The organism is Blautia sp. OM07-19 (assembly GCF_003481595.1).
GTDB lineage: Bacteria > Bacillota > Clostridia > Lachnospirales > Lachnospiraceae > Blautia_A > Blautia_A intestinihominis.
This window is the reverse complement of record NZ_QULA01000039.1, coordinates 1-21070: the sequence shown is the minus strand read 5'-3', so window position 1 is coordinate 21070 and position 21070 is coordinate 1. Positions and strand designations below refer to the sequence as shown.

At 42.1% G+C, this 21070-nt stretch carries 16 protein-coding genes; 4 read left to right on the top strand and 12 right to left on the bottom strand.

Features of this window, described 5'->3' with window-relative positions:
* Window positions 1-218 precede the first annotated feature (218 nt).
* Both DXC01_RS17565 and DXC01_RS17560 read left to right on the top strand, forming a co-directional pair.
* Complete coding sequence (locus DXC01_RS17565) at window positions 219-2030, top strand: sensor histidine kinase (protein WP_118699473.1); 1812 nt, start codon at window positions 219-221, stop codon at window positions 2028-2030.
* Between the two features lie 18 nt (window positions 2031-2048).
* On the top strand, window positions 2049-2813 hold the full coding sequence (locus tag DXC01_RS17560; protein WP_022213383.1) for a response regulator transcription factor: 765 nt from the start codon (window positions 2049-2051) through the stop codon (window positions 2811-2813).
* Here the strand turns inward: DXC01_RS17560 and DXC01_RS17555 are convergent.
* The 6 genes from DXC01_RS17555 to DXC01_RS20775 form a co-directional block, all read right to left on the bottom strand.
* Window positions 2806-5172, bottom strand: a complete 2367-nt coding sequence (locus DXC01_RS17555; RefSeq protein ID WP_022213384.1) for a glycoside hydrolase family 31 protein — start codon at window positions 5170-5172, stop codon at window positions 2806-2808. The two genes, DXC01_RS17560 and DXC01_RS17555, sit on opposite strands and share 8 nt — an antisense overlap.
* Window positions 5173-5298: 126 nt before the next feature.
* Window positions 5299-6168 (bottom strand): AraC family transcriptional regulator, encoded by an 870-nt coding sequence (locus DXC01_RS17550; protein ID WP_022213385.1) that lies wholly within the window; start codon window positions 6166-6168, stop codon window positions 5299-5301.
* 84 nt (window positions 6169-6252) lie between these two features.
* Window positions 6253-6546: a hypothetical protein gene (locus tag DXC01_RS17545; RefSeq protein WP_022213386.1), complete on the bottom strand. Its 294-nt coding sequence runs from the start codon at window positions 6544-6546 to the stop codon at window positions 6253-6255.
* Between the two features lie 15 nt (window positions 6547-6561).
* Window positions 6562-7728: an aminotransferase class V-fold PLP-dependent enzyme gene (locus DXC01_RS17540; protein ID WP_118252565.1), complete on the bottom strand. Its 1167-nt coding sequence runs from the start codon at window positions 7726-7728 to the stop codon at window positions 6562-6564.
* A gap of 6 nt (window positions 7729-7734) precedes the next feature.
* Complete coding sequence (locus DXC01_RS17535; protein WP_118699472.1) at window positions 7735-9102, bottom strand: hypothetical protein; 1368 nt, start codon at window positions 9100-9102, stop codon at window positions 7735-7737.
* 284 nt (window positions 9103-9386) lie between these two features.
* Window positions 9387-12215 carry a cobalamin-dependent protein gene (locus tag DXC01_RS20775; RefSeq protein WP_022213389.1) on the bottom strand — a complete coding sequence of 943 codons (2829 nt, stop codon included), beginning with the start codon at window positions 12213-12215 and terminating at the stop codon, window positions 9387-9389.
* A 250-nt stretch (window positions 12216-12465) separates the two neighbouring features.
* Between DXC01_RS20775 and DXC01_RS17515 the strand changes: the two genes are divergently transcribed.
* Together DXC01_RS17515 and DXC01_RS17510 are read left to right on the top strand one after the other, a co-directional pair.
* Window positions 12466-13926, top strand: coding sequence for an ASKHA domain-containing protein (locus DXC01_RS17515; protein WP_022213390.1), 1461 nt, complete (start codon window positions 12466-12468; stop codon window positions 13924-13926).
* A 2-nt stretch (window positions 13927-13928) separates the two neighbouring features.
* Window positions 13929-14459 carry a DUF2284 domain-containing protein gene (locus DXC01_RS17510; protein WP_118699471.1) on the top strand — a complete coding sequence of 177 codons (531 nt, stop codon included), beginning with the start codon at window positions 13929-13931 and terminating at the stop codon, window positions 14457-14459.
* 24 nt (window positions 14460-14483) lie between these two features.
* Here DXC01_RS17510 and DXC01_RS17505 read toward each other — a convergent pair whose 3' ends face one another.
* From DXC01_RS17505 to DXC01_RS17480, 6 genes are all read right to left on the bottom strand, one after another.
* The gene (locus DXC01_RS17505) at window positions 14484-15425 is read right to left on the bottom strand and encodes an ABC transporter permease (RefSeq protein ID WP_022213392.1); all 942 of its coding nucleotides are present in this window, start codon (window positions 15423-15425) and stop codon (window positions 14484-14486) included.
* Window positions 15422-16942: a sugar ABC transporter ATP-binding protein gene (locus DXC01_RS17500; protein ID WP_022213393.1), complete on the bottom strand. Its 1521-nt coding sequence runs from the start codon at window positions 16940-16942 to the stop codon at window positions 15422-15424. The genes DXC01_RS17505 and DXC01_RS17500 overlap by 4 nt, the downstream gene beginning before the upstream one ends.
* 71 nt (window positions 16943-17013) lie before the next feature.
* Window positions 17014-17976 carry a sugar ABC transporter substrate-binding protein gene (locus tag DXC01_RS17495; RefSeq protein WP_022213394.1) on the bottom strand — a complete coding sequence of 321 codons (963 nt, stop codon included), beginning with the start codon at window positions 17974-17976 and terminating at the stop codon, window positions 17014-17016.
* Between the two features lie 69 nt (window positions 17977-18045).
* On the bottom strand, window positions 18046-19278 hold the full coding sequence (locus tag DXC01_RS17490) for an anhydro-N-acetylmuramic acid kinase (protein ID WP_022213395.1): 1233 nt from the start codon (window positions 19276-19278) through the stop codon (window positions 18046-18048).
* Between the two features lie 49 nt (window positions 19279-19327).
* A complete protein-coding gene (locus tag DXC01_RS17485) occupies window positions 19328-20365 on the bottom strand; it encodes a LacI family DNA-binding transcriptional regulator (protein ID WP_022213396.1) in 1038 nt (345 codons plus the stop codon).
* Window positions 20366-20631: 266 nt separating this feature from the next.
* Entirely contained in the window at window positions 20632-21006 is a 375-nt protein-coding gene (locus DXC01_RS17480) for a VOC family protein (protein WP_022213397.1), read from the bottom strand.
* Window positions 21007-21070: the final 64 nt, after the last annotated feature.

The following is a 21070-nucleotide window of genomic DNA, read 5'->3' as shown; positions in this document are numbered from 1 at the left end:
AAAGCCATTCTGTATTTGTACTTTTTTCACATTTTTGTATGCTATTTTCACATCATTCTACTAGGTTGCACAATTTATAATGTATATTTTTGACTATTTTTACCAGTTTCGCTTTTTGTCATTTGTACTTTTTACATAAACATGTTATAATTTCGACGAAATACTTTTGACATGTCCTGAAAAACCATTGGTACTTTTTTACAGGAGGAGGCGTATATATGAAACAACGCAGCTTACAGTCTAAACTTTTTATCGCCTATCTCGGAATGGCAAGTCTGATCCTGTTTGCTTTTGCAGCATTTTTTTATCTCTTTGTATCAGGACGACTGAAGGAAAGTCAGATCAGTGCCATGAACACCCTGAATTCCAGTTTCAAAACACAGGTAGACTCTGCTATCCTTGACCTGGACACAGTATCCGTCAATATCAACTACAGTAATATGTCCAAGAGTATCCTCGATCAGAAATTTGATCTCAATATCTCTGACAGTATGCTCTCCGATATGTCTGATCTTTTTATTTCTCTCAGCGGAACTGAATTAAAAGCTGATCAGGTGAATCTGTACGATTTTTCCGGATATGTACTTCAGGCAGGACTTTCCACCATGGTAAAAAAAACGGACGATTCTCGCACCGAATGGCTGCAGAAAGCCCGGGAAGCAGATGGCAGAAAAGTAATCACCAATCCCTATCTTACCTATGAATATTCCAAGTCGGCGAAATATTCTCAGTGGATGATCTCCGTCTACCGCTCTTTCACAAATCAGTACCGCCGCAGTGTAGGCGTAATTGAAACAGCCAAACAGTGTAAATCCATTTTTAAAAGTATCATTTCCTACGAGAAGAAAAATCATGATGATGCAGCCAGTGTATATGTATTTAATCAGAATGGTGATCTGATCTATCCTTACGATATTTCAGACAGTGAAAGTTCCAAACTCCAGGACTATTACACATTGACAGATTCATCTCAGACTTCTTCCAGGCTTACCAGCCCTCTGACAGGCAAGGACGAATATGCGGCAAGAATTGACTCCGGCTACACTGGATTTACTTACCTCACGGTTCAGTCAAAATCAGCCATACTTGCACCGGTATATCAGATGCTCCAGATCCTTCTGGCAGTTGTTGCTGCTTTTCTTCTGGCTTCTGTTATTGTTTCATACAGGCTGTCCCGTTCTGTTGTCAAACCGGTCAAGCATCTGAAACATATCATTCAGCGAATGGAGCTGGACACTCTTGGTCAGGAAAAGGTCACTTCCTATCCTGTCTCTGTCAATGAACTTGAGGAACTTTACCAGGCATTTCAGTTTATGAGCGATAATCTGAAGGATTCCATGGTAAAACTCACACAGGCAAAAGAACAGGAAATGCACGCTCGAAATATGGCTCTGCAGACACAGATCAACCCGCATTTTTATTACAACTCACTGTCAAGTATCATGGTTCTTGCGGAAAACGGTGATAATGACACAGTTGCCAAAATGTGCCGGAATCTTTCTCTGATCATGCGCTATATTACAGATACAGGCAGCACGACCGTATCTCTTGCCGATGAGCTGGATTATGTTCAGAAATATCTGTACTGTATGAAAGTCCGTTATCAGTCCAGTCTGAACTACAATATTGATGTAGATGAAAGCCTTCTTTCTGAGGAGGTTCCCAAGCTGCTGATCCAGCCACTCGTAGAAAATGCTATCAAATATGGTTCCAACTGTGCACCACCATGGATGATCTCCGTCAGCAGTATTATCGCGGAAAACTACTGGAAGATCACCGTCACAGATAACGGTCCCGGATTTTCTGAGGAAGCATGTCAGAAGATCGCACAGAATCTTGCCAAAGCAGACCAGAATCCAGGTCTTCCTGAACTCAAGATCAACGGTCTGGGAACTGTAAATGTTTATCTCAGATGGAAGATTTTCTGCAACGGCAAAATCATTTTTGAATATGGAAACACCGAGGACGGACACGGAATTGTATCCATAGGACGTTATATATCAGAGGATCAAGAAACAACTCAGCATTAATAAGAGAAAGGAACTATCATGAAATACACAGTAGTCGTTGCGGAGGACGAAGAACTTCTTTTAAATAACCTTGTCCAGAAAATCCAGAAAGCGGACCCGGATTTTCAGGTTACAGGTACTGCCCAGACAGGCGAGCAGGCATTTGCACTGGTAGAAAAGCTTACTCCTGATCTTGTCATAACGGATATCCGTATGCCTGTTATGGATGGGATGGCCTTGCTTACCAAAGTAAGAAGTCAGTTCCCTTTCACTAAATTTATTATCACAAGCGGGTTTTCAGACTTTGAATATGCCAAGAAAGCTATTACTCTCAAAGTCTCTGACTACCTGCTGAAACCAGTGGATCCCGATGAGCTCCATGATGCCCTGCAAAAGATCAAACGTGAATTTCAGATCGCCAAGAAGGATTACGAAGCTGTCTTTAATGCAGGAACCGCTTCCATGACTCCCTCTCAAATTGCTTCTGTTCTGCGGGATTTTATTATAAAAAACTACAGTGACGATATCAATCTGAACCTGATCGCAGACAATATGAATTACAGTCCCGGTTATCTGACAAAGATCTTCTGCCAGGCATATGACTGTACCCCGACCAAATATCTGACCAATCTGAGGATGCATCATGCACAGAAGCTGCTTCTCAATGAGCCTTCACTTTCTGTCCGTCAGATCGGAGAGATGTGCGGTTACCATGACCAGGGATATTTCAGCCGTATCTTCAAGAAACATACCGGCAAGAGCCCGCTGGAATATCGCGATGAAAAAGAGGAAGCCATCAAATGATGACTTCCTCATAAGAAATATCTTCCATACCATCAAAGCTTCCCTGTCTTTCTTCTACAGTCAGTTCACCTTTCTGGTCATTCCAGATCAGTTTTGTGGTTGCGTATGCACCCTTCTCAAAGTTATAGTTATTTCCCTCATCTTCATAAAGAGTAAATTCTGCATCTGCTCCCGGGTAAACCATCAGTTTCACCGGTCCTTCCGGTTTCTGAGATGCATAAGTAAGTCCGTCTGCAACCGGAAGAATGCTTCCTGCTTTTACAAAGATCGGCATCTGGTCGATCGGCGCATCTACCGTTACATACTGACCGCCTTCATATTTCTTGCCGGTCCAGTAATCATACCAGTCAGCTCCCTGGGGGAGATAACATTCCCATGTTTTTTCACGGTCAAGTTCTGTGCTTTCCGGGCCGTAGTACATTGGCTCTGTAACTGCACAGATCAGAAGTGACGGTCCGAACATAAACTCATTCTCAATCTTTCTTGCAGTCTTATCCTGCGGGAAATCAAACAGAAGGCTTCTCATGATCGTATAGTCGTTGAAGTGAACAGCTCCTGCAAGAGAATAGATATACGGCATCAGATGGTATCTCAGCTTAATAGATTTCTCAATTGCATCATAGAACATCGTTCCTTTGTCACCGAAGTTCCAGATTTCTCTCGGAGTATCTGTTCCGTGAGAGCGGAACATCGGAAGGAAAGTTCCCATCTCAAGCCATCTGGTATAAAGCTCGCAGTATCCTTTGTCCTTCACACCTTCATTGTATTTGCCCTGCCAGAACCACTTCGGCTCCGGATCTGTGTTGCAGCCACAGCCACGATTCTGCCATTTATCAGCAACTGTAAAGAACGCACCGATATCCAGTGTCCAGTACGGATAACCACTCAGTCCCATATTCAGGCCTTCTACGATCTGGATCTTGAAGTTGTCCCAGGAAGCGCAGGTATCGCCGGACCACAGCATGGCTGCGTATTTCTGCCCGGATGCATAACCGGAACGGGTCAGGTTGAGGACACGTTTGTCTTCAGTGTCTTTTCTCTGGTTTTCATAAATACCCTTTGCATGCATCAGTGCAAACGCATTGGCAACAGCCGGATCCAGATATTTCTTGTGCTCGCCGCCGACAAGTTCATATCTCTCCCATGGCTCTCTCTTCACGCCGCCATTCCAGTCAGGACCGGAGAAAGGCTCTGTGGAATCGCACCACCAGGATTCAAATCCTTCATCAAAAAGTCCTTCTTTTGCCTGTTTCCAGTACATTTCACGGGCTTTTTCATCAAAAGCATTGTAGGTTGCATAGTCATAAAGCAGATAGCCTGCGTCAAAAAATTCCTGATGGTTTTTGCCGCCCGCATTCATGTTCGGCCATACAGAGACCATGCTGTGTGCATGCATTTTGTTGATTTCTTCCATGCATTCTTTGTTGTCACCGTAGCGTTCTTTGTCGAGGATCTTTTCTCCCCAGTTGCCTGGTTCCCAGGTATTCCAGTCCTGAACGACACAATCGATCGGAACACCGATCTCTCTGTAATGACGCACGATCTCAGCCAGTTCTTTTGCTGTGTAATACTGCTCTTTGGACTGGATGTAGCCATACGCCCACTTCGGCAGCATCTGTGCTTTACCTGTCAGATAACGGTAGTCATGAATGATCTCATCCATTGTATTTCCACCGAGGAAATAATAATCGATCTGGTCTACCGTATCCAGGAACAGATAGGATTCTCTGCCTTCATCATTAAAAGTCATCAGTGAACAGCAGTCAAACAGGACTCCATATCCTTCGGTAGATACAAACATCGGCATCGGGATACGCATATTGTGCTGATACAGATACTGTGTATGTTCACGGTAGTTGTAAATACCTTCTTCTGCCTGTCCAAGTCCATGGATCTCCTCGTCTTCTTTCCAGTCAAAGAAAACTCTTGCGCGGTATCCGTCTCTGATTTTTTCTGCCTTGAGGTTCTGGATAAAGTTTCTTTCACCGTCTACAGTCTTTACACGGTTGATGATCGGTTTTTCGCCGCCTGTATTATAGTGTACGACATCAATCCTGGTGAGATCCGCTTTGTTCTGCTCCAGCCACACACTTCCATCTGCATGTTTCCAGGTGATCCCTCCTGTTTTGAGATTCAGTTCTGCCTGCACTGCTGATGTTTTTACTGTAACTACTTCGTCTGCTTCTGCTGCTTCAAATGGAACCTGCGGATACTCTTTTTTCTCGATGATCAGAGATTCCTGCTCTGTTTTTACTTCATCTTTTGCGATCATGCAGCGGATGATCTCATCTGTTACCGGTATCAGGCGATATTTCATGCCTGCTGCTGAACATTCTACATATCTGTCTGTTTTTATCATTTCCCCAAATCTCCTTTTGTAAGTTTTTGTTTCCCATAAAAAAACGCCGTATCAGGATATAACATTGCTGTTTTTATCCTAACACGGCTGTTTATGATCGGTCTATGGCTTATCTGATTCTGATTTTTAACTATTTTTACTCTTTTCATCCTTGGGTGTTTTGCCCACATGTTTCTTATACAGTCGATAGAAATTTGAAATATTATTAAACCCACATTCCATGGCGATTTCCGTAACATTTTTCTTCCCTTCACGAAGAAGTTCACGGGCATGATTGATACGCATTCGTGTTACATAATCACTGAAACTGATATTCGTCACCTTACGAAAATAAGATGAAAAATAATTGGCACTCATATACACAGATGACGCAACCTCTTCCAGTGTGATCTTCTCGCAGTAATGAGCATCGATGTAATCAAACGCCTGCTCCAGACGCTTCATGGCGTTCTTTTTCTCCTTGAGCATCTCTCCGGATTTGGTTTCATCCTGATAAGTACGTATGAGCATGGTGAGGATCCGCAATACATTGGCCTTGATCATAAGAGGATAACCTTCTTTCTGATCATTCCACTCTTTATAAATTTCCCAGATGCCCGCACGGATATCTGCATTTATTTCATCTTCCCTGCCGACACGGTTCTTGAAATTACTTCCCCGCTCTACAAAGGGCTTCAGATACTCCGTGTCAAATACGCTGATCTTCTCTGCAATAAATTCCGGCGAAAAGATCATGACCAGAAGCTTCATATCATCCCCGATAAGATTCCACCCATGAGGTTCTACGTTGTTAAAGATGATCACATCATCCTTCTCCATCGTATACTCCTGTCCATTGACAAAATAATTCCCCTTCCCCTCAAGCACACAGGTGATCTCAAAGTAACTGTGCCAGTGCCAGGTCCCCGGCCTGCTGTTCTTCGGGGTCAGCACTACCTCTGAAATCTGAAAAGGAAAATCTTTATCAAGTGGAATATTATCTCGTTCAAGCCTCATCGTCTGCCTCCTGTAAGTAACGTTAATTCTGTCAAATCTGATAACACAAAATTCGATTCTTTAACGTTCTCAGTATAGCAGATTTTATTCTTTCACGCAATTCAGGATGAATGCTTCCAGTTTTGCCAGTTCATCTTCATGTTTTCCATGAACGGCGATCCTGAAATAGTCGTTTCCTTCTATCCCCTTTATCATATAGTAGTTATTCTCGATCTTAAAAAAAGGCTGTTTCAGCATATCAAGATATACAAAACCTCCAAGTGATTTCAGCTTTAAAATAAATTCTCTGTCTATCGGCGCATCCATAAGATAGTCTGTTGCAAACCAGCCGGATTCTGCACATTTCTCTCTTGAAGGCCGCTTTCCTGTAATCTTCATAAACTTTTCCCCTGTTCATCGTCCTGCCACAGAGCCTGCGATCTGCTCTGCCGCTGTAAGAAATTCCTGTATGTCCTTCTCTTTTGTAAAGTAAGATATGCTTATGCGGATCGTTCCATTCTTTTGTGTTCCCATAGCTTCATGGATCAGTGGAGAACAGTGAAGTCCCGCACGTACCGTGATTCCATACCCACTTTCCAGGATATATGCCGCATCGGAAGCTGTCAGGCCTTTGAAGTTCAGACTCATGACAGGTCCCCTGCATTCCTTAGAATTTCCGTATACCTGGATTCCCGGGATCTTCTCCAGAGCTTCATACAATTTCTCCATAAGTGCCATTTCTTTTTTATGGATCATGTCAACTCCTGTTTCACGTACAAAATTCACTCCAGCCAGCAATGCCGTGATTCCCGGAAGGTTCTGTGTGCCAACTTCATATTCATAATCTTCATCTTCATAGGTCAGCTGCTTACTGTTACGTCCTGTTCCCCCATATTTCAACGGCTTTAGTAAAATACCTTCTCTGATATAAAATCCACCACTGCCCTGCATACCCATAAGACTTTTGTGACCTGTAAAAATAACCGCATCTGCTTTCCACTGATCTGCATATACCGGAATACAGCCTGCACTCTGGGAAACATCCACTATCAGACAAAGGTTGTTTTTCTTTGCGAACCTGCTGATCATGTCCATGTCCTGCACATATCCCGTTACATTCGAGCAATGATTGACCACAAGTGCTGCTGCCTGCCGTCCGTCCTGCCGCTCTTCTTCCAGCGCCTGTTCCAGCAGTTCCTCTGTCACTGCGCCAATCGCGGTGCAGGAGATGATTTTTACCGGATGCTCTTTTAATGCCGACTGATTCATAAGCGGACGCAGGACACTGTTATGCTCTGTCTGTGTCACGAGAATGCTGTTTCCTGCTTTTCCATAATCGAGTCCACACAGGACAGTATTCAAACTTTCTGTTGCCCCTGATGTAAAAAAAATCCTCTCACTCTCTGCTATCCCCAGCAGTTCCCCCATAGCTTCACGACAGAGTACTTCCACATCTTTTTTTAAAATCGCGCTTCCTCCCCTGAATTGTGAAGCAGGCGTGTCCATAAGACACGCCTGTACAGCTTCATTCACGCAGGAAGGTTTCGGCCATGATGTAGCCGCGTTATTCAGATAAACCATTCGGAATCATCCTTCCAGTACGTTAAAGTTCATAACCTTTGCAATCTTTTTGATAAGTTTTGTGTAATCACCAAAGATAAGTACCTGATGATGACCAAAGCCTGCCAGGTTGTGCATATATTCTCTTGCGTCATCCATCTGGATGTAGTAGTACGGGCTGCAGTATGTATCTGCATATTCGGAACGGATAACTTTACCTTTCTTGATGCAGATGGTATCGCCTGCCGGGTTGAAACGGCCAAGTGTTACATAGTCATCATCGTTCTCTGTGAAGTCAACCTGCAGTTTTCCACCAAATCCCTGACCAGTGAATGCCCACAGTTTGTATTCCAGTGGTTTTGTTCCATAACCATTCATGCAAAGTGCCGGTACTGCATGGTGGATACGAAGCAGTTCGTCTGTCTCATGGTTCGGGTTACCCATGAATGCCGGACGGTTTGCAGCGTACTGCATGATCAGCATAGCCATAAGTGCGTTCAGGTCTTCCTCACATCCGCTCGGGATTCCTTCATCTTTCATGATGGAATGACACATACATGGTGTAAATTTACGGTTCTGCGGGATCTCTGTTGTGCAGAGCTCATGACATGCAGTTGAGAATGCGTTGCAGTCATAGATATCCATCATTTTCTTAGCTGCCAGATAATATTTCACGTCGTTGAGGAACCAGTCTGTATTTACCTGTGTATCTGTAGAACCTGCAATGATCTTGTCGGCGATCGGTTTTGCTTCTTCGTCTGTGATCTCATCCATATATTTGAAGATAGATGTGAATGGAAGTTTTACTACTTCAAATCCATAACGCTGACGGAGAACTTCCGGATCACGGATCAGGCTCTGGATACCGAATGTTGGCAAAGATCCTGCTGTAAGTACAAGTGCTCTTGTGTTGCGAACGGCTTTTCTTACCCAGAGGATATGTGCGATCTCGTTTACATCCTGAAGATCCATTGCTACATAAGCTTCTACTCCGATAGAACGGCAGTAAGCTGCAAAGTCGATTCCTTCGTTTCCGTTCTGCCAGATGATTACCGGTTTGTTGTAGCGTTCCAGTTTTGGAATTCTCCATCCTATGCACAGGAAGCAATCAATCTCATCAAGATTTTCGCCGATTTTTTCAAACAGATCTTTCTTTACTACGAAAGATTCATCATAACGAACATCCATCGGCTCTGTGAACTGAACTTCATCAATCACACCTTTCAGAGCTTCTACAGATTCTTTAAATGTCTCATCTGCTGCCTTTGTTTCTGCCTCAACAGTCATGTCTTCTTTGTGACCTGCACGACATGGGCCTTCCCAGAAGTGTGTATGTGTCAGACATCCGATCAGTGGTCTTACTACGAGTTTTACATCCATTGCTTTCTGTTTCATGATTAAAAAAACCTCTCTTTCATTTGTTCACCTTATATAGTTGCATCCCTTAATATGTCTCTAATTATACTTTCTAAATGAGAATATTCCTCTTTTTTCTTCCGCACAATCTATACTTTCTTATGATTTTTTGTGTAAATTATATAAATTACGCCTTTATAAGCATATCGTTTTCGTATGTTTTAACAGGTTGCATGCAGCAAAAAAAGAGCCGTCAGGTCGTGACATTACCTGGCGGCTCCCGTTTATTTAAATTTGGGATTCAACTATATTAATATAAGGGTTTATCTTCCGAGAGATTCTACATAAGTTCCTTTTACATCGCTCCAGTTTTTGTCTGCATAGTCAAGAAGGTATGCAGCCTGTTCCAGAGACATTTCCGGGAACAGAAGGAATAAGCTGTGAGAACCATATTTCTTAACGATACGGTCTACGTTCTTGATCCAGTCTTCGAATTCTCCTGAGTAAACTTTTACCCAGATGGATTTTCCTGCTGCAATTGCTTTGTCGTAGATCACATCCCAGTCCGGAAGTGTTCCGTCCGGGCCTGCATCTCCACTTGTCCACTGCAGAGCGTCAATTCCATCGATTTCCATCAGTGCATCCATGTGTTTGATCGCAGCCGGTCCATCAAGATGATACAGGACATGGTCTACTTTCTCACTCTGCTCACGTAAGGATGGCTGAATGTATTTTCTGAAGTCTTCCGGTGACATCATTGCAGAGAAATCGCACTGTAATTTTACAGTTCTTCCAGGTCCCCAGATCTGGAATACAGTGTAAGCGTTTCCGCCGTTTTCGTCTTTGATGATATCATAGAAACGGTCATAGTATTCATAGTAAACATCGGTTACTTCCTGGATTCTCTCACCGATCATATCCGGCTCATCCAGCAGGTCAAACAGGATATCCTGTGCACCGCGGAGGGAAGCAAGTACGTCGATGTTTTCCATAAGGTCAGGCATATCTACAACAAAATCGTCTCCTGCCAGTTCCTTACAGTCTTTTGCAAGCTGGATGTGTTTTTTGAACCATTTGTTTTCCGGGTCAAAAGTAAGTTTCGGTACACCTTCCCAGCTGTCCAGACATTTGTTGAACCATACAGTATCTTCTTTGAATCCGATCTCAGATCCGAGGTAAGATGCTACGGATCCTGGACCAAAGTCGATGTTCAGGTTCGGGAAACTCTCTCCAAGGAATGCATGTGTATCGCAGAAGTAACGATAACGGTCTACGATCCTCTGTGCATTCTGGTATTTGTCTTCCATGTCTTTCCATTTCAGTTCTTCCGGCATGTTGTAATATTTACCCTGGCAGATCTGATCCAGATAACCACCCTCAACAGGTGTTCCGTCTGAGTACTGCTCCACTTCCGGTCTTCTGGCGATAACACACATCAGCGGTCTTCCGGTGTTTTTGTGCTGCCAGTAATTAGCAAATTTTTCTTTGGTTGCTTCCCAGTTAAGCTTGTAGCCTTCTCCCGGTTTCGGAAGCTGGATCTTGCTTAAATCTACGGCACCTTTTTCGAATTTAGGTGTCTCAGAAACTTTTTCTTCTGCCTTCGGAGCTTCTTCTTTAACTTCTTCCTGTACCGGTTCTGCACCTTCTACCGGAAGATCATCAAATTCACCGGCTTCTGCTTTTGCACAGAATCCGGATTCTGCATATTTCTTAGCCTGCTCTGCTGCGGAAGCTGCATCTTCTGTATAAGCATCTGCACCGATCTCATCAGCGAATTCCTGGCTGATCGGAGCACCTCCAACCATGATCTTGACACGGTTACGGAACGGCTGTTTCAGAAGTGCTGCAACAGTGTCACGAAGTGATGGCATTGTTGTTGTAAGAAGAGCAGAAAGAGCTACAATACTTGCTTCTTTGTGTGAATTTACTTCATCAATGAATGTCTGGATCGGTACATCAACACCAAGGTCGATAACTTCGAATCCGGCACTCTCAAACATCATACCGACAAGATTTTTACCGATATCATGAAGGTCACCTGCTACAGTACCAAGGATAATGGTTCCTGCGCTTCCTGCTTCACCTGTTGCAAGATATGGTTTCAGAACATCCACGCCGGCTTTCATAGCACGTGCTGCTGCAAGCATCTGTGGAACGAAGATGATCTCTTTCTTGAAGTTATCACCTACGACAGCCATAGCTCCGATCATTGCGTCATTTAAGATAGCAGTCGGGTCACAGCCTGCATCAAGTGCTTCCTGAACGGCCTGTCCGATTTCTTTGTTCTTACCATCCTGAGTTAATTTGAATACTTTCTGCATCTTCTCATCAAGTGGAGAAGCCGGTGCAGGCTGTACTTCTTCAGCGGCTTTGTTTCCAAATTTATCAATATACTGCAAGCAGTATTCATCACGCTCTAACAATGCATTTGTTGCATAGATCATACCGATCATGTTCTTGTTGGTCGGGTCAACGATCGCACTGTCCATACCAGCATTCATAGCCAGTACCATAAATGCCTGGTTGATATTTTTTCTCACCGGAAGTCCGAAAGAAATATTGGAAAGTCCACTTGTGATGTGGATGTCCGGATATTCAGATTTAATTCTTCTGCAGCAGTCTGCAAATACAGTTAATGCAGTCTGATCTGTTCCTAAAGTTACAACCAGTGGGTCAATATGTAAACGGCTTGGTGCAATGCCGTACTGTTTTGCTTTTTCCATAATTCCGAAGAAAATTTTCATACGTCGCTCTACGGAATCCGGAATACCATCATTATCGCACAGAAGTGCTACGCATTCCCAGTCTGTGTCCGCAATTACCGGGAAAATGGTATCGATTTTATCACCTTCAAGAGATACAGAGTTGATAAGACCTGGTCTCTTGCAGAATGGGATCGCTGCTACGCAGGATTTTGCACTCGGGCTGTCTACACAGATCGGTGTATCTGTTACTTCCTGTACAAGATCGATCATCCATTTCAGTGTTTCTACTTCTACGTCCTCTTCTACAGACGCACATACGTCCAGAAATGTAGCACCCGCTTCTGCCTGCATTCTGGCTCTTTCTCTGATCAGATCCGCATCCTTCTCAGAGATTGCCTTGGCAACTGACGGAATAGATCCGTTCAGTTTCTCTCCTATTATGATCATTATTTTGTTCCCTCCTGATGTGCCATTGTCAAACACCTTCTCATTTGACAGATCATGTCCGCTTATATGATCTGTCCCGCACTTTTATTTTATAATATCCAAAGGGTTATAACTTCTACTATCTTTTGATTGATGTATACTATCTTACTGTGATTCCATTACCGTTCGCAGTAAAATATTGTATTTCCGTGTTTACAATGCTATATTGAAAAAAAGATTTTCGGCAACGCGGATAGAAAGGCACAGAAAAATGAATACTTATCAAATTACTGTTTTACCATATGATCGGATTTTAAATGCAGATGAAGGCGAAAACCTGCTCCACGTTCTCCAGCAGAATTCACTCGCCCCGGATGCTCCCTGCGGCGGAAATGGAAAATGTGGTAAATGTATCGTTTATATAAATGACAGGGAAACTCTGGCATGCCAGACTGTGATACGGGACAATATCACAGTCCGCATTCCTGAGAAATCTGACATGCAGATCCTGAAACATGGCACTTCTGTTTCTGTACAGCCGGACGGCCGTGACAGATATATCCTTGCATACGATATCGGAAGCACGACTGTTGTCTGTTATCTTCTGGACGGTATCTCCGGTGAGGAACTTGCCAAAGAAAGTATATTGAACCCTCAGACTGCTTACGGTGCGGATGTAATATCCCGGATCGAATATGTTCTGAAAAATCACTCTTCAGAGCTTCAGTACTGCATTACACATGTTCTTGCCAGCCTTGCCGCAAAAGCAGCCGCAAAAGCCGGTATCCCGCTTTCGGAGATCACTCTCACCTGTGTTGTCGGTAATACTGCCATGCATCATCTTTTCCTTGGCATCGATCCTTCGCCGCTGACCGTGCCGCCTTATATGCCAAAGGTTTCCAATGCCATGGAGATTCCTGCCGCTCCGCTGCTTCCCATTCATCCAGAGGGGCGTATCCGCATCCTTCCAAATATAGCCGGTTTTGTCGGTGCCGATACCGTTGCATGTATGACTTCTGTTCATTTTGACCAGCTTGATGAACTGACTCTTATGATCGACATTGGTACAAATGGGGAAATGGTCCTGGGGGACCGCCATCGTCAGATTGCCTGTTCCACTGCTGCCGGGCCTGCTTTTGAAGGAGCCAGAATCTCTTGCGGCATGCGGGGAATTCCCGGAGCCATCGATCATGTTTCTGTAAAAAATGGAGAAGTCTGTTATCATACCATCGGAAATGCTGAGGTCAGGGGATTGTGCGGATCAGGACTGCTGGATCTGACCGCCGCTCTTCTGGACACTGGATTCTTAAGTGAAGCTGGTCTGATGCAGGCTCCGGAATATCGAATCAGTACTTCTGCAGTCACTCTGACCCAGAAAGATATCTCCGAAGTTCAATTTGCCAAATCTGCCATCCGCTCCGGTATTGAACTTCTTGCAAGGCGGATGCAGGTATCTGTAGGAGATATCCGTAAAGTATATCTTGCCGGAGCTTTTGGAAATTACATGAACCCGGTCTCTGCATGCCGGATCGGTATGATACCTCCTGTGCTTCTTGATCGCATTGAAACGATTGGGAACGCCGCCGGAGAAGGTGCAAAGCTCTGTGCCTTAAATCGCCGTGAATTTGCTTACAGCCAGTTTCTTGCTGCCAAGACAGAATTTCTGGAACTGGCATCCTGTCCGGAATTTCAGGACTGTTATATTGATCATTTAATGTTTGGAGAAGAATAGAAATGAATTACGAAGAACTTAAAAACCTGGCTTTAGAATCAGGATTTACGCATGCAGCACCGCTGAATACTGCAACCATCGAATTAAAACAGGACGTCCGGGACATGTGTGCCCAGGGATGCCAGCAGTATGCCAAACGCTGGAGCTGTCCTCCTGGGTGTGGAACTCTGGATCAGCTTCGTGGAAGTATTTATTGTTATAAAGAGGGAATTCTTGTACAGACTGTTACAAAATTAGAAGATGAATTTGACTGGGATGGCATGATGAAGGCGCAGAATCTTCACCAGGAACATTTCCTTGCGTTCCTCGAAAAACTCCACGCCTCTCATTTTTCTTTCCTGCCACTCGGAACCGGATGCTGCATGCTCTGCAAAACCTGCACCTACCCGGATGCACCCTGCCGCTTCCCGCGAAAAAGAATCTCTTCGATGGAAGCATGCGGTATGCTGGTATCGGAAGTATGTCAGAAGAATAACCTGAAATACTATTATGGTCCGAATACGCTTGCGTATGTGGCATGTGTGCTGATGTGAGATTTATCTATTCACATATTTTGATTATTTTGCTTTTCCTCTTGTATCAGCCAGAACAGATACTACAATGATAATTCCTTTTAATACCTGCTGCCAGTATGTATTCATACCAACCAGTGTCATACCGTTTGTCAGAACAGTAAGAAGAAGTACACCAACTACCGTACCCATTACTTTACCACGTCCACCTGACATGCTGGTACCTCCAACAACAGATGCTGTGATACAGTCCATCTCAAAGTTCAGACCTGCTGATGGCTGTCCTGATCCAAGTCTTGTTGTAACAATCAGTCCTGCAATTGCAGTAAGTACACCCATGATCACATATACAAGAATTTTTACTTTTACAACCGGAATACCTGACCAACGACTCGTTTCCATATTTCCACCAACGGCATAAATATAACGTCCAAAGCGGAATTTTGTTGTCAGCATGACACCAAATATAATTGCAATGATCATGATAATAACCGGAATCGGTACCGGTCCTATATAGCCAGTTCCAATCTTAGTAAAGTTGTCATTTGACCATACAATTGAATTTCCACCTGTGATAATATATGCCAGACCTCTAAGGATTGTCATACTTGCCAGAGTAGCAATAAAACCTGGCAGACATCCTACCGCACAAAGAATACCATTACAAAGACCAACTAATGCACCAACAAGAATCGCAGCAAGTACTGCAAGCAGTACATTATTTGTATTTTTGCATACAACCGCTCCTACCAGACCGGCGGCGCAAACAAGTGATCCTGCTGACAGATCAATTTCTCCAATGATAATGATCATTGTCATTCCAACTGCTGCAATAGCAGTATAAGACGCCTGTCTTAAAATATTGGTAATATTATTGACAGAAAGGAACTGTGGATTCATAACTGTCCATACTACACAAAGTAAAAGTACAACACCTACTAAAAGAAGTTCTCTTAATCCATTGATATTTATTTTCTTTTCCTTCATTCTCTTACACCTCCAAATGCGGCCTGCATAATATTGTTTCTTGTTACCTCTTCAGCCGTCAATTCTCCTGAAATACTTCCTTCATGCATAACAAGAATACGGTCGCTTACCTGCATTACTTCAGCCATTTCTGAAGAAATCATAATAATACTCATTCCCTGCTCTGTCATTTTACGCATCAAAGCATAAATTTCACTTTTGGCTCCAATATCAATTCCTCGAGTAGGCTCATCCATGATTAAAATATTAGGTTCCATTGCGAGCCATTTTGCAATAACTACCTTCTGCTGATTTCCACCACTCAGTTCTTTTACTTCCTGTTCTTCATTACGAAGACTGATTCCTAAATCTGAAATAAAAGTTCCTGTAATGTTTTTCAATGTTTTTTTATTCAAAAGAGAACTTTTGAACTGTCCAATCTTAGAAATCAACATATTATCTTTAATACTCATTCCAAGGATCAATCCAAGTCCTTTTCTATCCTCTGGAACCAGACCTATTCCTGCCTGGATCGCATCTTTCGGGCTGGAAATTTTGACTTTTCCACCTTCTACATAAATTTCACCACTTCCAATCGGGTCAACACCAAAGATAATTCTTGCAAGTTCTGTTCTTCCTGCTCCTACAAGACCAAAAAATCCAAGGATTTCTTTTTCATAGAGTTTGAAACTGACTGGCTTTGCTCCAGGAAATACCTGTACATTTTTTATTTCAAGTACAACTTTATTTTTATTTACAAATTCGCTTCCGGATTTTTTTTCAATATTTAATTCATGGCCGATCATCATGGAAATAATATCTTTTTCCTGAACATCTTTTGTATTGACTGTGTCAATATATTTTCCATTTCGAAATACTGTAATTCGATCAGAAAGTTCAAAAACTTCTTCCATCCTATGAGAGATGTAAACAATACATACTCCTTTCTCTTTTAATTCCTTAATCAGTTTGAATAACGTCTGGGATTCTCTTTCAGATAAACTTGCTGTTGGCTCATCAAACACTACAACTCTTGCATTAAATGATAATGCCTTCGCAATTTCCACACATTGTTTCTGTCCACAGCTTAACTTTGATACTTCCGTACTTGGATCAATATCCAGATTTACTTTTTTCAGTTCAACTGCTGCATTTTGAATAAGCTGTTTCTTGTCTACTGTCTGACCTGCTCCTAATGGCTCTCTCCCTATGAAAATATTTTCTGCAATGTTCATATTTTCAAGAAGGTTAAACTCCTGAAATACCATGCTGAGTCCTAATTTCTGTGCTGCAAGAGGGGATTTGATTTCTACCTCTTCCAACTGATTTGATAACGCATTCTGAAGATACATCTTTCCACTGTCTCTGCTATATACACCAGTCATAATCTTCATCAATGTAGATTTTCCTGCCCCATTTTCACCCATTAACGCATGAATTTCACCCTGTCGAAGATCTATCTGTACATTATCTAAAGCTTTAATTCCTGCAAATGCTTTAGATATGCCTTCCATTTTTACGATTGTCTGAGACATCATTTGATTTTCACCCCTTTTTTTAAGAAACCACCTGCTCTATGCAGGTGGTTTCTTATTAACATGAGAATATCCTATTCTACTTCAACACCATAGCCTTTTTCACGGTCAATGAAATCCTGAATATTATCCTTATCCATGTACTCTACCGGAACTTCGATAAATTCATCTGTTTCTTCTCCCTGGCACCATTTGATTGCCTGCTCTACAGCTGTATATCCCATTTTATACGGATCCTGAGAAACTCCGATGGCTACTTTTCCATCACGGATCGCTGCCATATTTTCAGCTGTTGCATCTACAGTTGTAATATAAAGATCACTCAGCCCTGCAGAAGTCGCTGCACTTAAGATTGCCATTCCAGAGTTCTCATTAACACCAACAAAAGCATCAATATCCGGATTTGCCTGAAGAATATTTTCTGCTGAGGCAAGTGCTGTATCCCTTGCATGTGCAGTCTGCTGTTCCGCTACAACTTCAATATCTGTATCCTTAATTTTATCCATGAATCCATCTGTTCTGTCTTTCAGAGATGTTACGGTAATACCATCAATGATGGCAATTTTTCCTTTTCCATCCAGCTGTTCGATTACAGCATCTGCCAGCATCTCACCAACTTTATAGTTATCAGAAGCTACAAATGATGTAGAACCTTCACAGTCAACATCCATTGTAAAAACTCCTACTCCTTTGTCCGTTGCTGCCTGTACTGCATTTACTACACCATCTGAATCATATGGATTCAGAAGAAGGACATCACATCCCTTTGTAACAAGGTTTTCAATCTGTGATACCTGTGTCTCCAGAGAACTGTCCGCTGCAAGAATATTACAGTTTTCAACACCAAGGTCTGTGCATGCCTGTTCAATACCTTTCTGCATTGCTACGAAGAATGGGTGAACATTCTGTCCAAAGGATACTCCAATTGTAATATCTTTTGCTTCTTTATTTTCTGCTGCTGAAACAACAGTTGCTCCTGCAAAAAGAGATGTTGCCATAGCTGCTGCACATAAAATGCTGATAAGTCTTTTTTTCATAGGTAATTCCCCCAATTTATAATAATTTTATAGATTATTATTGATTTACGTGATATGATAAACGTGTATTTACAGTTGTGGACCGCCTTTGATATGGCGCGGTGCTACTGCGATTTTTCCCAGAATCGCATACTGTGATGCATGACCTGCTGCTGGAATATTGCCTGGTACGCAATGAATCGTTGAATAAGCAATGGTCGCAAACTTTATTGCTTCTTTGTATTCCGGTGGAATGCCGATTTCAGCAGAGGTTGTCACTTTAATATTACCAGGAACTCTTTTCTGGATTTCTTTCATGATCTGAGGATTCTTAACACCACCACCACTTGCATAGAGCTTATCAGTAGACTTAATGATTTCCTCTGGTACATTTTCTTTCATGCTTCTTGCAACTGCTTCACCTGTAAATGCACACGCGGTAGCAAGGAGATCCTCTTTTGGCAGGGAACTGAATTTCTGAATAGTTGCTTTAATATATTCTTCACTGTAATCCTGAGACCATCCAGAACGCGGTACAGGTCTGTCCCAGAATGGATGATTCATAAAATGCTCCATCAGACCGTCATCCACTTTACCGGATGCTGCAATTGCACCGTCTTTGTCATATTCCAGGCCAAATAATACTTTACACATATAATTTGAAATAATATTTCCTGGGCCTGTATCAAATCCAAACATTCTTCGTCTATCTGCATTTGCGACATGAAGGTTTGCAATGCCTCCAATGTTTAATGTCATTGTATATCCCGGTTTATCTCTGAAAAGAATGTAATCCAGGTATGGCATTAAAGGAGCCGCTGCACCACCGGAAGTATGATCCGCCGGACGGAAATGAGTAACTGTATCAATATCTACCAGATTGGCAATAACTGATGTATCTCCCATCTGTGTTCCACATGGATAATTTCCAGATAACCAGCGTCCTACCCAGTTGTCTTTTTCTTCTTTTGTCATTTTCGCAATAGCTGCATGATTTGGTTGTTCCTGATAAATAGTCTGAGTATCCAGACCAAGAACTTTTACATCTCTTGAATCAATATTGTTTTCTTTCAGAAACTGTGCTGCTTTTTCTGCAAACACTGCTCCGCACAGATAATTAAGACGGTTCAGTCCAACCATATCTACTTTGTTGACAAATGCATCCTGAACAATGTCAGCAACTTCCTTTGGCCATTCATAAGAGCCTCCGCAGATAAAACGCGGTGCTTTCGGAAAACCGTCTTCAGCCATTTCGGTTTCGGCCAGAATTACGTCAATTCCATCAAATGATGAACCACTGTTCATTCCCATGATCAAATCCATTTTTCTTCCTCCTTATATAAGTTCATTTTTATATGTAATCCTCACGGAATTACTTACTTTGATTAGGCGCTGTACATGATTTACGAATAATAAGCTCCGGCTTCAGTTTCTTGCACTCATAATCTGCTGTCTCTTCCGGCTCACCAATCAGTTCAAACAAACGCCTGGTAGCCTGTTTACCAATTTCAGTAATTGGCTGCTCAATTGTTGTAAGATCTAAAAGTTCGTTATATTCCTCATCGTCCCACACCAAAAGTGAAACATCCTGTGGAATTTTTATCTGTCTTTCTTTCAGATCCAACAAAACTCCACTACAAAGACTGTTATTCAAAATATACAATGCTGTAACATCCGGATGTTGTTCCAGAAATGCATGACAAACTTTTCTACTCATTTTATCTGAAAGTTCATCTACACTAGCTATCAATGATTCATCAAATTCTACTTTTGCGTCTGTAAGCGCCGCTCTATATCCCTTAATGCGTTCCTGAACTGTAGAGAAATTCGATGTAGCAATAATGCCGATTTTTTTATGTCCCATATTCAAAAGATATTGTGTCGCTTTATAAGAAGCGTCAAAGTTTTCACTCTGTATCACATCTCGATTGATTCCTGGTATATTTCGGTCTACAAAAACGATTGGCAGCTTTCCTATATAAAATTCTCTGTATTTTTCATCCATACTGCCATCAGCTCTGTATGCTGACATAAGAATTACTCCATCAACTTTCTTGCTATTCAAATCTTTAAGATGCTTTATTTCTTTTTCTATATCTTCATGCGTTGTACAGATTAAAACATTATATCCCTTCTTCTGTGCTTCCTTCTCCACTGCATATACAAGTGCTGTAGAATATGTATTTCTGATACTTCCAATGACAACTGCAATAGTCTTTGTCGACTGTGATCTAAGTCCTCTGGCAATAAGATTAGGTTGATAATCTAATTGTTTAACAGCTTCCCAAACTCTCTCTTTCGATTTCTCAGATACACTTCCATAATTCCCTACAACACGTCCTACAGTTGCTCTGGAAACACCTGCTAATCTGGCAACATCATCAATTGTAATAGTTCGATCTTCCGCCATATTGTTCACCTCGAGCTATTTGAGAACGTTCTCAAATGTTTCTAAAAATAAAAGTTAAGGCGTTCTTGTCTGATAATTGAGAACGTTCTCAACTGATGGCTCTATCATATATTCCTCGTTTATTTTTGTCAATGGATTTTGATTATATTTTTAATCTTTGTGCATTCTATATAATTTCATATTCAAAATTTCTGTTATATTTTTTTACAAAAAGAAGCCGGATTGCTCCGACTTCTGTACTATAATTTTCTATTTTCCATGCTTATTTACATTTTCTCCGGCACGATCTCCAGCCAGTATCCGTCTGGATCATTGATAAAGTAAATTCCCATTGCCGGGTTTTCGAAGCAGATGCAGCCCATCTCTTCGTGTTTCTTATGGGAGGCTTCCATATCGTCTGTCGTAAATGCAAGATGGATCTCATTGTCTCCCAGATCATAATGATCCTTCTCCCAATCTCTCAGCCAGGTAAGCTCCAATTCAAATCCGGTCTTGCCATCGCCAAGATATACCAGAATAAAACTTCCGTCCTCGGCTTCTTTACGTCTCACTTCCTTAAGGCCAAGTGCCTCCTCATAAAATTTAATGGACTTGTCCAGATTCATAACGTTGTAGTTGTAGTGTGCAAATTGAAAATTCATGTTGATGTTCCTCCCTATATAGTCAAGTCTTTTTTCCTTGAAAATCAAGGATTTTTTAGTGTTT